The 12,277-nt window shown below is 48.3% G+C and carries 16 protein-coding genes and 2 pseudogenes; 9 read left to right on the top strand and 9 right to left on the bottom strand.

Going from position 1 to position 12,277, the window contains the following annotated elements:
• Positions 1 to 10: 10 nt before the first annotated feature.
• The 9 genes and pseudogenes from ACJ9Y9_RS20095 to ACJ9Y9_RS20055 all read left to right on the top strand — a co-directional run bounded on the left by ACJ9Y9_RS20095 (position 11) and on the right by ACJ9Y9_RS20055 (position 7,932).
• Positions 11 to 703 (top strand): Imm52 family immunity protein, encoded by a 693-nt coding sequence (locus ACJ9Y9_RS20095; protein ID WP_028018558.1) that lies wholly within the window; start codon positions 11 to 13, stop codon positions 701 to 703.
• Positions 704 to 1,485: 782 nt separating this feature from the next.
• Entirely contained in the window at positions 1,486 to 2,112 is a 627-nt protein-coding gene (locus ACJ9Y9_RS20090; RefSeq protein WP_032666933.1) for a Tox-REase-5 domain-containing protein, read from the top strand.
• Positions 2,109 to 2,891: an Imm52 family immunity protein gene (locus ACJ9Y9_RS20085; RefSeq protein WP_050482936.1), complete on the top strand. Its 783-nt coding sequence runs from the start codon at positions 2,109 to 2,111 to the stop codon at positions 2,889 to 2,891. The genes ACJ9Y9_RS20090 and ACJ9Y9_RS20085 overlap by 4 nt, the downstream gene beginning before the upstream one ends.
• A 66-nt stretch (positions 2,892 to 2,957) precedes the next feature.
• Positions 2,958 to 4,160, top strand: a pseudogene (locus tag ACJ9Y9_RS20080) (type VI secretion system Vgr family protein); the annotation flags it as partial.
• Positions 4,153 to 4,620 carry a hypothetical protein gene (locus ACJ9Y9_RS20075; protein ID WP_229255551.1) on the top strand — a complete coding sequence of 156 codons (468 nt, stop codon included), beginning with the start codon at positions 4,153 to 4,155 and terminating at the stop codon, positions 4,618 to 4,620. The pseudogene ACJ9Y9_RS20080 and the gene ACJ9Y9_RS20075, both read left to right, overlap by 8 nt.
• A 402-nt stretch (positions 4,621 to 5,022) precedes the next feature.
• The gene (locus tag ACJ9Y9_RS20070) at positions 5,023 to 5,568 is read left to right on the top strand and encodes a hypothetical protein (RefSeq protein ID WP_028018566.1); all 546 of its coding nucleotides are present in this window, start codon (positions 5,023 to 5,025) and stop codon (positions 5,566 to 5,568) included.
• 14 nt (positions 5,569 to 5,582) lie between these two features.
• Complete coding sequence (gene tssE, locus ACJ9Y9_RS20065) at positions 5,583 to 6,047, top strand: type VI secretion system baseplate subunit TssE (protein WP_028018565.1); 465 nt, start codon at positions 5,583 to 5,585, stop codon at positions 6,045 to 6,047.
• Between the two features lie 40 nt (positions 6,048 to 6,087).
• Entirely contained in the window at positions 6,088 to 6,540 is a 453-nt protein-coding gene (locus ACJ9Y9_RS20060) for a hypothetical protein (protein ID WP_229255550.1), read from the top strand.
• Between the two features lie 36 nt (positions 6,541 to 6,576).
• On the top strand, positions 6,577 to 7,932 hold the full coding sequence (locus tag ACJ9Y9_RS20055; protein WP_028018563.1) for a VasL domain-containing protein: 1,356 nt from the start codon (positions 6,577 to 6,579) through the stop codon (positions 7,930 to 7,932).
• Positions 7,933 to 8,385: 453 nt separating this feature from the next.
• Here ACJ9Y9_RS20055 and ACJ9Y9_RS20050 read toward each other — a convergent pair.
• The 9 genes and pseudogenes from ACJ9Y9_RS20050 to ACJ9Y9_RS20010 form a co-directional block, all read right to left on the bottom strand.
• Positions 8,386 to 9,231, bottom strand: a pseudogene (locus ACJ9Y9_RS20050) (DUF4942 domain-containing protein).
• 80 nt (positions 9,232 to 9,311) lie between these two features.
• A complete protein-coding gene (locus ACJ9Y9_RS20045; RefSeq protein WP_009652505.1) occupies positions 9,312 to 9,515 on the bottom strand; it encodes a DUF957 domain-containing protein in 204 nt (67 codons plus the stop codon).
• A gap of 29 nt (positions 9,516 to 9,544) precedes the next feature.
• On the bottom strand, positions 9,545 to 10,036 hold the full coding sequence (locus ACJ9Y9_RS20040; RefSeq protein WP_009652438.1) for a DUF5983 family protein: 492 nt from the start codon (positions 10,034 to 10,036) through the stop codon (positions 9,545 to 9,547).
• The gene (locus ACJ9Y9_RS20035) at positions 10,033 to 10,410 is read right to left on the bottom strand and encodes a TA system toxin CbtA family protein (protein ID WP_016154457.1); all 378 of its coding nucleotides are present in this window, start codon (positions 10,408 to 10,410) and stop codon (positions 10,033 to 10,035) included. Before ACJ9Y9_RS20035 ends, ACJ9Y9_RS20040 begins: the two co-directional genes overlap by 4 nt.
• Positions 10,411 to 10,459: 49 nt before the next feature.
• Positions 10,460 to 10,819 (bottom strand): type IV toxin-antitoxin system YeeU family antitoxin, encoded by a 360-nt coding sequence (locus ACJ9Y9_RS20030; RefSeq protein ID WP_009652436.1) that lies wholly within the window; start codon positions 10,817 to 10,819, stop codon positions 10,460 to 10,462.
• A 23-nt stretch (positions 10,820 to 10,842) separates the two neighbouring features.
• A complete protein-coding gene (locus ACJ9Y9_RS20025; RefSeq protein ID WP_009652392.1) occupies positions 10,843 to 11,064 on the bottom strand; it encodes a DUF987 domain-containing protein in 222 nt (73 codons plus the stop codon).
• A gap of 13 nt (positions 11,065 to 11,077) precedes the next feature.
• Positions 11,078 to 11,560, bottom strand: coding sequence for a DNA repair protein RadC (gene radC, locus ACJ9Y9_RS20020; RefSeq protein WP_016154455.1), 483 nt, complete (start codon positions 11,558 to 11,560; stop codon positions 11,078 to 11,080).
• An 11-nt stretch (positions 11,561 to 11,571) separates the two neighbouring features.
• Positions 11,572 to 11,790, bottom strand: coding sequence for a hypothetical protein (locus ACJ9Y9_RS20015; protein ID WP_009652503.1), 219 nt, complete (start codon positions 11,788 to 11,790; stop codon positions 11,572 to 11,574).
• Between the two features lie 10 nt (positions 11,791 to 11,800).
• Complete coding sequence (locus ACJ9Y9_RS20010; protein WP_009652453.1) at positions 11,801 to 12,274, bottom strand: antirestriction protein; 474 nt, start codon at positions 12,272 to 12,274, stop codon at positions 11,801 to 11,803.
• Positions 12,275 to 12,277: the final 3 nt, after the last annotated feature.

Below are 12,277 nucleotides of genomic sequence, written 5' to 3'. Positions count from 1 at the left end.
GGTTGATGACATGTTATATATCATTCAAAGCATCTTGTATAGACAAAAGGTTCTTTCAGCACATAATTTGTATGGTGAATTGAAAGATATCATTAACTTACTACCGGCATGGGAAAATAAGCCACAAAAATGGTTGATTGCTAATCCTTTAAAGGAAATTGTTGCATTATCTAATTCAGCAGTATCATCTGAAGCATTAGATTATTTGGATAGCTTGATTTCTAAAAACAAAACAATTAGCATTGTATTAGCCAGCGAGGAAAAAGATGAAAGTCCTGTGGTCATTTGGTACAAAAATACTCCAGCAGTTTCTCCGGATAGATATTCTTTGACCATCGCTATTCGATCTCTAGATTCTTTAAATGATCGGAATACATTTCAAAAAATAATAACAGATATATCCGATCTAAAGCACTGGACTTATAGTTATATTAGTCTTGAAACTGAGCAATATCGAATGGAGCAGCGCTCTGTTTTTGAAGACCGTCTTTCTGCTGGGTGGATGCTATATTTGCCGGAAGAGATTAGCTCTAATGAAGTGCCTTCGGCTGCTGATATCGTACATTTTCCAGAGAGAAAATCCACGTTGGTCATAACGAAGAATGAATTTGATGGCAAGAATGAAAGTGATATTATTTGTGCAAATAACGTTGAGATAGAATTATCGGAAAATGGGCATTTACCAAAATGGTTAGATGTTTAAATTAATATTGCGAAGAAAGGAAAGGTTGTTGTATTTATAAATCACAACTCAATGTGTGCATATTCAAGTGCTGGGTGTGGTAAAAATCCTTTAGAATTAATTATTGGTTTTGACACGGTGCTGATTAAAAATGTGTAAAGTTGATTCAATGATTTGGTTTATAATATTTCTATTTGATTCATAAGGCGACAAGGGTTATACCAGTTGTGAGGAATGATAAACAAATTGTCATAATAGTAGTTTCAACTAAATATATATTTAGTGGTGAAATTAATAGCGTATTGCTAAATAAAATAATATTGAAATCAGATTGCTTGATCTCGGGTGATCGCCGCTGATGACTGAACTTTAGTTTTTATCTATAGCGCCAGTTCATTCCCCAGTGGCAAGAAACCGCCCGCCGGATCCGAAAGAAAGATCCGAAGTTGACTGAGTCAGACATTATTTATCTTCCCCGTCTGAAGATTGCGCTAGAGTACGCTAATTCACTGCCCCTGCAAGAGAAAAACGTCCGGCGTGATTTTATGTTGATCGAAACGTATTATCCCGGTTTTTATCTGAAGCCTGAAGTGGACAAATGGCTTAGGACGCCAAATGGCTATTCAACCGATCACCGTTTTGAGAATCTAAAACATATTGTGTTCAACAGGGAAAGGAGAGGTCTCTGATGGTTGGCATCGTAATCGGTGGTGGTATAGCGCGGAAGCGCTGGTGCAGCCGGTGGCGCAATAGGTTCACGGGGGAGCTCAACGTCTACAAATAATGATGGCTGGGATGATGATATGTCCACTCCGGCAGGTGGTTCATCATCTGGAAATAGTGGTTTTACCTACCAGGGTAAAAAGTATGATTCTATTCTCCAGGAGCCGATGATTGTCAGCGCCGAAACTCACGGTGATTTCTGGGAAGACGATATGGACTACTCAGAAGCGGTCAGCTATGAGGGCGTGGATTCCAAAGACTGCGGGCAGGATAAAGCCGATGAAAAATCCTGCAAAAACTGCCCGCCGGACGGCAAAGTTATGCCGATGGTAAGACGCTGTTCCCGCTGGAGTGAAGTCACCATAAACTACCAGACAAGAATTTGTGGCACATTCTACAACCCGGAGACGAAGCAGATTCAGGAGTTTAAATACTGTGGTGTTTCTTTCGATGGCTGGAAAGAGGTGTTTTGCCAGTTCTGGGAGGCGAAGGCACGGTATGATCAGTTTTTAATTAACTCTATGCAAAAGAAAAAATGGTGGAAAGGAGACCGAAGTGCAATAAACCAGGCAGGTCGACATCAGGCGGTTTCAACAATAAATCAACCATTAAAAGTTGTTTGGTTTTTTATGCAGCCGATTAGTTATGCTTATTTTAAACGCATGTTTGTAGGGTTCAATGACATCATCGTGAGGTATCAACCATGAAATTGAATTTCAGGATGGAACAAAAACTTGGCCGTGATGAGCCAATTAAGCCAATTAAGCCAATTGAGCTTGCAACCATCTTCCAGGAAACAACTAAACAGCTTGATATTCTGTTAGGGGTAACAAAAATGTGGTATGAGCAAGGCTACTCCAGAAAACAGGCTCTTCAGCACAAAATATTCACTGAACAAGGTATTTCCTCTGACATCTTAAACCGTTGGGATGAAAAATATAAAAAAGAATATCCTAACTGGACAACTGGTATTTGGGATGGAGGACCAGATGAAGATAGTGCAGGAATAGATTGCTACCCTTCATATTCCAGTACAGGTCGCAGAAAAAATCCTATAAACTTAGTTATCACTTTTGACGCGGAAATGAGCAATGTAAGTTTAAACGTTGATTCAATGCTCAATTTCTTTCTATTGCTTCTCAAAAATAATGGTAGTTGCACAAGTTCAAGCGTAGAGTCTGGTGGCTATAGCTTCTCGGAAATAATTCCAAAAGAAAATGGTTACGATGAAGTCTATAAGAAGGTTTTTCCTGACAGGATTTCGTGTGGTTGGATGTTGTTTATCCCAGCGGTTCTTTTACCTAATTTGATTCCAGAAGCTGCCAGAGTTGTACCTGTCATAAAGAATGATAAGCAAATTGGGACAATAGTTGTTTCAACGGAGGACGTTTTTGATGGTAACAACAAAGAGCATATTGCTAAATCAAATGATATTGAAATCAGACTGTTGGATCTTGGAGTACTGCCGTTAGTGACTGAGCTGTAGTTGCCCATTGGATTTTTTCAAGGAATGGCGAAGCCTTGGGTCGGTGTATCAGAAAGCGTAAGAATAAAAGATGCAGAGCCGGGCTACAGCTACCTGTGGATACGCCAGGCCAAACCGTATTCCGGCGATAAGTACGGCTGGCACACGCCGCTGACTGACGGCACGGAAGTGGGCATCGCCTGGGACGATGGCGATATCGACCGCCCGTATATCGCGTATGCGTTCCACGACTCAGAACATCAGGACATCGTCACCCGTGACAACCGCAGCCAGAACATTCTGCGCACGGCGGCAGATAACGAACTACGAATGGAAGACCAGCGCGGACAGGAACACATCGCGCTCACCACACCTTATGGTGCCACGCAGCTTAATCAGGGCCATATCGTTGATGAGCAGAACAAACAGCGGGGCTCAGGCTTTGAGCTGCGCACCGATGAACACGGTGTTATCCGCGTGGCAAAAGGCCTGTTCATCACCGCCGACGGGCAAACCAAAGCGGCGGGTGAAGTGCTGGACATGGACGCGGCGCTGAAAGAAATCGACATCTGCCAGCAGCAGCTGAAAGCCCTGACCGCAGCAGCAGCCCAGGCGCAGGCACTGGAAGCCGATATTGCGAGCCAGAAAGCAATGTTCGACCAGCGCCTGAAACAGCTTAACGAGATGATCCACTTCCACGGCCCGCAGGGTGTGGCCTTCACCAGCGGCTCAATGGGAAATACTGCGATTCTTGCCGGGGAACAGATTGGCCTGTTTGCCCAGAGCGGTTCGCTGACCCTGAACGCCAGCGAAGGACCGGTACAAATCCAGGCACAGAACGGCGAGATGCACTTATCCGCGGAACAAAAGCTGAGCCTGATATCGGCGAGCGACATGCTGTTCGCCGGTAAGAAAAAGGTGACGCTGATTGGTGGCGGCAGCTACCTGAAAATCGAAGGCGGGAAGATAGAGTACGGGACGAATACAACGTATACGCGAAAGATCAAGCGGACGACGACGACAGGAAGTGCTTCGCAGGATGTTCAGTTTTATTCCTTCCCTGTTGCCAAGGATCTTGTGCGCAAAGGATTTTATGATGAGCAGTTCAGGGTTTTGGCTGATGATGGTAAGCCCATTCAAAATGTCCCATATTTCATTACAAATACAGAAGGGGAGACATTTAAAGGGTTCACTGATTCACAGGGGCTTTGCGATAGGGTATTTACCAAAGATGCCTCTACATTAACAATTTTATTGGGTGTCCCGGCGCTGGAGAAATGGAATGTCTGAACAGTCCACTTTGACGAATGATAAACCTCATTCCCACTATGATGTCTTAGGACCACTGATGCCTGCGAGGGCTTTTTTCTTTGTTATTGTTGATGAACCCGGTAAAGATGGTTTTTTAGTCAGGAAGATTTACGCATCAAATACTGTTCCGTACCTTTCAAAAATGGACTTGTCAGATTTGAAAGTTCTTTCAGAAACCAACCCTGAACGATATGGTTTAATGTCAAAGAATTATTCAGCACCATTTACAGTTGCCGAGCATGTTATGGGAGATAATATTTCGTCATATATCTCTACTAGTTCTGCATTTCCTGAAGGGTCTCCGCGATTTGAAGGGAAGACCATCATTGTTGATATTGATAAAGCTGTGAGGTCAGGTGAGAAACTAATCTCTACTGAAGAGATACTCAAAAGCCTTGATGATTACAGGAACCAGAATCCTCATTTGAAGAAAAAATAGAGAGAATTTCAAACTATGTGAGAGATATAGATAAAGAAGTATTGTGCATGGAGAGAAAATACCAGCATCTGCGATTTTTACACCAGACACATTAAAATATGCAAAGTATTTTACTCGTGGTGCTCGTGTAATTCAGGTTACAGGCATCATTTTCACGGCTTATGCTCTCGAGCAGGCGACCGAAAAATCTATCAAAAATGGCAGCGTCAAACCGATAACAGCTGAAGTAATCAGACAAGCTGGTGGGTGGGGGGGCTATTGCTGGTGCTAAAATAGGAACTGTTGCGGGTGCTGCTATTGGCATTGAAACTGGTCCCGGAGTGGTGCTGACGGGACTCGTTAGTGGAATCGTATTCGGGGCTGCCGGGTATTTTGGTGCGGACTGGATGGCGGATTATATCGATGAAAATTAATTTTTTTAGAAAAAAAAACGAGTTGCAGAGTGATTTTCCCATTGCACAATTTGATTTGTCTTTAGATCACTCTTCAGTGTATCCATTGTTTTTGTCTTTAGAGAAAGACAATGTATATGCATATTCAACTCGCTTTATGGTAAAGCCTGATGATTTATTCGTTGTTGAGCATATGATTGAATTGTTCTTCAATGGACGGTTGACAAAAGAAAAAGGCGTGTTTGTCGAGAGTGATAAAAAAATAATTTGCTACAAGTTTAAGGAGTTTGAACAGGATATTGTTAGGATTATCACTAATCACAATGATTTTATTACCTGCCTTTGTGGGGAGGGGTTAGAACCACCTAACCCGGAAAGTGTGTTCCCCGATAGAGATTTTGGGGCTTATGGCAGCTTGCAAGGAGATATGGAGTTTTGGTGGGATGTATATTGGAGATCTTTCTGGTCAAGTTTGACAGAAGAAAAAAGAACTCAATATATTGAGCGATGCAATCTTTCTGAAGATACAATTCAATTTCTGAAATGCCATAACTAGTTAATAAAAAATATATGCCGAATAATGCACCTTCACTCTATGAAACTCTCTTCGGTAACTTTACCGGAGGTCTCGATCTCCATCAGGTCAGCGAGCAAAATCAGGTGATTTTGTCCGTGCTTGATAACATGCAGCGGATCCTCAACTGTCGTGCCGGCACGCTGGCGCATCTGCCGGACTATGGTCTGCCTGACTTGACCAAAATTCTGCAGGGGATGCCGGGTACCGCACACCAGTTGCTGCAGATCTTCTCCGGGGTGCTGCTCAAATACGAACCGCGCCTGAAAAGTATCAATGTGATTCTGCTCGACCAGGAAATCCCTGGCGAATTGCGTTACGCCATTGATGCCGAGCTAAAAGGCATCGGCCTTGTCCGCTACGGCACGGAGTTTATGCCGGAAGGGCGAGTGCTGATTCGCCACCTCAAACAGCAGAATTATCTCGATACCAAATCCCATATACAGGGCTCATTTATCTGACGAAAACCACAGGGAAAGTATGTCAGCCAAAGCACGATTTATGAAAAAACTGCAGGAGCAGCAGCCCCGCAGTCGCGTTTTTGACAGCAAAAGTCAGGCCGATATTGCCGAGTTTTGTGAGCGAATGAACCAGCTTCAGGAAACAATGGAAACCTGGCTCACCGGGACAGGCATCAACATTGAAACGATGCCGGTGTCGGTGCTTGACGCCTTTGCGGGCAACCATTCCTTCACCGTCCCCGCTATTGCTCTGCGTTATGGAAACCGAATGATGAAATTCACCCCTGTGTTTTTGTACGGGCAGGGTGTGACGGGGGGCATCGAAGTGACACTATGCAGTGACGGTCGCATTACGCCGTTATACCGCCTGTTTATGCGTTCGGGAGAGGATGCGAACTGGTCATTCAGTACATTTGGCCGCCCGGCGGCCCCCCGAACGGTGTTCAGTGAAAATGCATTTTTCGACATGATTAGCGTACTGCTACCAGAGTAAACCTCGCTTTCTGCTTATCCTCAGGGATGGACCACTATGCACGATGTTCAACCTCGCCCGGTGAAAACCGGCAGTGACCCACGTCAGCTACCTGATTTTATTGCGCTGCGCGATGAGATGGCCAAACTCACCCATCCGGCACGTCCCGACGTGAACTGGTCGCAGGTGGAGGCCCTGTCGCTCTCATTATTTGAGCTAAATGGCGTCGAGTTACAGACCGGTGCCTGGTATACGCTTGCCCGTAGCCACCTGGCCCGTATCAATGGCCTGAACGAAGGGCTGGCTATCCTGAATGCCCTGCTGAGCCATCAATGGGCGCAGTTCTGGCCGCAACCGATTCATGCTCGCGCAGAAATCCTCAACGGGCTTTTGCAGCGCTTGCAGAAGCTTTTTCGCACATTTTCACTCGATCATGGTGATTTGTCTGCGCTAGTGCAGACAGAAGGGCTGCTACGATCCGTCAATGATATTTTGGTGCGTCAGGAGCTGAAACATGTCTGCCTGACTGCGCCGCTGATGCAGCAGATACAAGGTGCGTTGACACGTCTTGAAAACAGCTCGGCACAAGACAGTGGACTGCAGGCGGTGACGCTGCCACCACAGGCGCTGGTCGCGGAATCGGCCCTGGAAAACCCCTCTTCTACCAGCCGCCTGGTGTACGTTATTCGTCCTGAGCCAGAGTTGAATGTGCAGGTCGTGCATGCGGCAACACCGCAGCCGAAGCGCTGGCCGGTGTTTCTGGCGGGAGTCTGTTCCGCATTGGTGTTGAGTTCTATTGCACTCACTGGCTGGCACTATATATCCAGGGTAGATGAGGCTACGGATGCGCTTACAGCTTCGGTGGCTCCTCTTCCTCAGGCGCTGAGCAGTGCTCAAGTGCAGACACTTCAGCAATCTGATAAAGACAAACTTGACCCTACAGGCTGGCTGAAAAATGCATCATTGCAGCTGGACAGTCTGGCTGCACTTCCTCCTGACTGGATATATCAGTATGGCAATGGGTTGCTGGCACAGGCAAAAGTGCTGTGGCCCCAGAAACCCGAAGTCGCTGAACTACAGCAGAAGTGGCAACAACGACAGGCTGAAAACAAACTCTCTGCAAGCGCATTAACTGGCTGGCATGAAGGCATGCAGCAACTTCAGGTGTTGGCCGACAGGCTCAATACGCTGGACGGACAGAAAGGCAAATACATCACCGTCAGCGAACTGAAATCCAGCGTCTACCAGATGATGAACAGCTTTAACCAGACGATCCCTCTGGAGGAGCAACTTCGTGTGATGCAGGGCCAGCAGGGCGATGCCGCACTGGTTACGCAACAGCAAATTCAGCGTCATTTGAACGGGGTGACTCAGTTATTTGCGGAGCAAAAATCTCCCCCTGTAACGCCTTAAAAAGGTGCTGACAGCTTCGGTTTGGCAAACAGAAAGGAGGCACTGCAGGAGAAGTAGAATTGTCGAAGACATGATTAGCAAAGTGGAAAGCACTGCTGAAAAAGATCGGGTAACTCGGGATGAAATGATTCTGGTGGTTGCGACGATAATGAAAGCGATGATGGGGCTTAAAACGAAAAACGGACGTCTTTCGACGTCCGTTAATACTGAATTTGGTGCCCGGACTCGGAATGGATTTTGTTTTGTAATTGCATTGATTAGAATGGTTTTTATCTTGTTCCATAAACGTTGAGGCCCCCATTAAGGCCCCCTTCTGCAAAGGGTCAAAATTTGATGGTTGAACAGGAACTTTTACATCCATCTGAATACTATTTGATGGCAAGGTATAGTGATCTACTACGGAATCGCAGTGAGCACCATCCATGTTTGAAAATGATACCATAATTTGGTTCCTTACTGTTTAGTGGGCAACGCCCCTGGATAGTGTTTCGCGATAATGTCGTTCAGCTTATCGACCAGCTCCGATCGCCTGAACGTGATATGGACAGTTCCCTTCTGAAAATACTTAATCACAGACATCTCATCCTCATAACGGGTGCTATGCCTGTTCTCATGGATATGGTCGCTTAACCGGCGCGTGACGTCGGCGCGATTGTCGGGGATGGCCTTCCCATCCAGCAGCATCAGCATGCGCTCAAGGTCCGTTAACCGGTCACGCTGCCAGCCCCAGTTCAGACCAAATCCCCACCGGTCATATTTGACAAGCCCCGTCACGATGATTTTCCCGCCAAACCTACAGGGGCTGTTTGTCTTAAAATTCCAGCTCAGACCTTTAAACACGTTAATCACACCTCGTTCAAACACCTCACCTTTATTCAGATGCAGTTGTTCGAATGTGTTGAGAATATTCTCTTCACTGATAGCCGGAATATCGTCTTTCTCCAGGCTGTTGTACCACTCGTCGCGGACCTGTGCGTCCATGAGCGCCAGCATTCCCGAGCGTTGCATCAGATCCCGCCATATACCACGATCGATATTGCGAGTAATGGCTTTCATGGCCGTATCAGTATCCTCCATCAGCCAGCAGTCGTAGCTGTATTGCCGCATTCCCTATTCATTCGCTTTACCACCGCCGATGCTGCGGGTCAGCGTCGAGATATCGTCAAGTTGTTGTATCAGCGTTTCAATCTGTGCAATCGCGAAATTACGTCCGGTGATGATGCGCTCAATACTGGTAGAACAAATCACATCGGTATGGCCGGTTAACACTTCAGGTTCGGTGAGGGTAAGATCTGACATTTTAATTTCCTTTATATAAAGCAAAGCGCCAGCCGGTAAGGGCTGGGGCTTATAGGTGTGTGGTGAGTATGGTTCGGTGGCTAACAGGTTCTGGTCTGTTGCAGAAGCTGAAGATGGCGGAGATTACGAACATCGTTTCGCGCCTGCTCAATCCAGGGCAACAGCACTGCTGAATCCGTCTTGTCTTCGTCGTTGTCGAAAATAATGCCGGTGTTGCAACTGATGTTGTCCTGCAGCCAGCCAATCAGAATGTTGAGAGCCACTTCGGTGGTTAATTCCGGCATGTAAAAACCTTGTGGTGATTGAGGTGGGGTTACCAGTCAAAGGTTGTAAAACTTGGTAGCACTTCGCCAAAGGCATCCAGATGAACAATGCCAGCGGCGTAGCGACGCATAAGCGTCACTAATAACCGACGGCAGGCTTTTGACAGACCGAGGCGTTTGAGGCGTAAGACCGGAAACGACCACGCGCCCAGGTGGAGCAGATAACCCGAGCCGGTATAACTAATCCATTCAGACTCGCCAAAGTCTTCATGCTGGTGTGAAAGGGTAAACAGCAGAGCATTGTCTTCCGCCGTGATATGTGCAGTGCTGCACTGAATGCCGTTCAGGCGGGCAACGGGCGGAATTGGATCTTCAACAATCAATTTCCCCGGTTCGTCAGCAACGAGAAGCGAATAACCGTTCTGGTTCACCACATTGATCAGGTCGGTCAGTTCAATACCGTCAATGTCTACGACGATCCGGCCCATGTTGAGGGCCAGTACGTTGATGGCATCGGCTTCCACCGTCAGGGACAGCTTCATGGTTGCACCTCACGGTATTTGCCGGTGGTGATGTCGGTAACGGCCCTGTAGCTATGACGGGTCATCAGCCCGGTGGCTTTGCGGGCGCGGAGAATATCGATACTGGTGAGAAGCGGCGACTGAGTTTCCGCGTTAAAACCGCGACGATCAGTGCGTACCAGGTCGTATTTCTCCACGATGAAATTCACCGCGTCGCACAGTGAGATACCGGCATCGATATGCTCTTGGATCACACCATCTTTGCCAAATGGCGTGTCGTTGAGCGTCAGACCGTAGTGACGGTCCAGCAGGTGACTCAGGAGGCGCTGCCAGATCGCCACGGGTGACGGGCGTGGCGAAACCTCCCGTTTCGGAGGAACAGGTTGTGTTTGCATAATGGAAACCTTTACTGGTGAGTTAAACGAAGGAAAACTGCCGGGAGGTTTATTCTGTTGTTGCAGGTGTCGGGTAAATTGCGAGATAGACGTACCCGTGCGAGCCGAGGCTGTCGGCCTCGCATATCAGCCCTTTTGCATACAGCGTGACGCAGTGCTGATGACGGGGATTCAGCTCACCGGAAAGCAGCATCAGCTCCAGTTGCTTCAGCAGTAGCGGGAATGCCTGGTCGAGATGGCGTAAATCCGCGTCGCTGAAGGTGCCGGTGATGCTGGCGCGGTCGTTCAGGTAATGCAGCCGGTTGCCCTCCTGCACCAGACGTGCGCCAAAACAGGGGGTGATATCGCGTTTAAGCCCCCACCAAGGGGCGGCGATATCGTGGTTTACAGGCGGTATTGTATTCGACAATTTTAGCCTTCCTTAAACGTGAATTAATTCAGCGTAACGCTGCGTAATACGACGTACGGGCCGTTGCGGTCCTGACGGTGTTCTGCGAAGACGGCGAGCACGCCGCTGATATCCTGCACTTCCCGACCTGCGTAGTGGCAGATGCTGCCGGACCATGTGTATTTGCCGGCACAGAAGCGAAACAACCGGGACTGCGGATGCTGGCGGTATATCGCCATCGCCTGGCGTTTGCTGATGATTTTCATCGTTATTCTCTCCTTAAAGCCACCCTCTCTCAGCAAACGAGACGATCTCCATGCCGCCCACCACCAGGTGATCAAGCAGTCGGATATCAACCAGCTCCAGCGCCTGCTGAATACGCGTAGTGACCTGACGATCTGCATTGCTGGGTTCGGCAAGGCCTGACGGGTGGCAATGCGCCACAATGACAGCGGCACAGTTATGCTTCAGACCGGCCTTAACCACCTCGCGGGGATGGACCTGCGTATGATTGATGGTGCCGGTGAAGAGCGTTTCGTGGGCTATCAGACGATGCTGGTTATCGAGGAAGAGTACAGTGAATACTTCACGCTCCAGTGAGGCGAGTTGCAGACGCAGCCAGTCACGAACGGCGGTGGTGGAGGTAAAGGAGGCGCCGGGCTCGCGTAACTGGCGTTCCAGCAGGGTCAGCGCACGTCGGATAGTGCGCTGTGCGGCGGGAGATATTCCCCCGCTGTCGGGGGGGCAAGGGGTTATATTCATTGGCTTTTCCTTTATGTTGACCCGTCCGGGATTGATGTGTTGTACAGTTTCACGGCAACGACGAACTCGTCGTGCTGGGATTCAAACCATGACCAGATAGGGAAGAGAGAGGTGCCCGTCAGAAAATGCAGGAAGAGTTCGTCGGTCACAACGTCTCCGTCCTCATCCCTGACCGTTATTTTCCCCAGCGCATCCCACAGGGTATTCAGGTGAGACAGTTCATACGACATGGCGGGATGCTCAGTCGATGATGTGCATGATGGCGCTGCATTCCGGGTGACTGAGCGCGTAATCCCGCAGGCGGTAGTAGTGCTCCGTCATGGCATCGCATTCGGTGCGCATGGCATGGTGGCTGTAAGTCATCAGACAGACGGCAATCCCCGCAGCGTCGGCACTGAGTTCACCGCCGTTGCCGTTCATAGTGTTGAACAGCGACCACGGTTCATTGTTCTCCGCTTCCGGGGCCATAAACGCACCACCGTTGCTGAGCGTATAAAAATTCCAGATACCGCCGTTGTAGTCGGCGCAGAAACGGTCCATCCACGCGAAGACCGTCGGCTCAAGGATTATCCACTGCGGTATGCTGCCGAAGTACTGCGGCCAAAAGCCGATGCGCTGCTCGTCCTGTACGAGGGTGGCGGTCAGCGCTGGCGCAGAACCGGCAGGTTGTGGCGGTAACGGAAGGGTATCGTGAAGGTTAATAATGTCGGTCATGTT

Origin of the sequence: Enterobacter sp. CPE_E1241 (assembly GCF_045618265.1) — a bacterium.
GTDB classification, from domain to species: domain Bacteria; phylum Pseudomonadota; class Gammaproteobacteria; order Enterobacterales; family Enterobacteriaceae; genus Enterobacter; species Enterobacter adelaidei.
The sequence above is the reverse complement of the archived record's forward strand: the minus strand, read 5'-3'. Positions and strand labels throughout refer to the sequence as shown.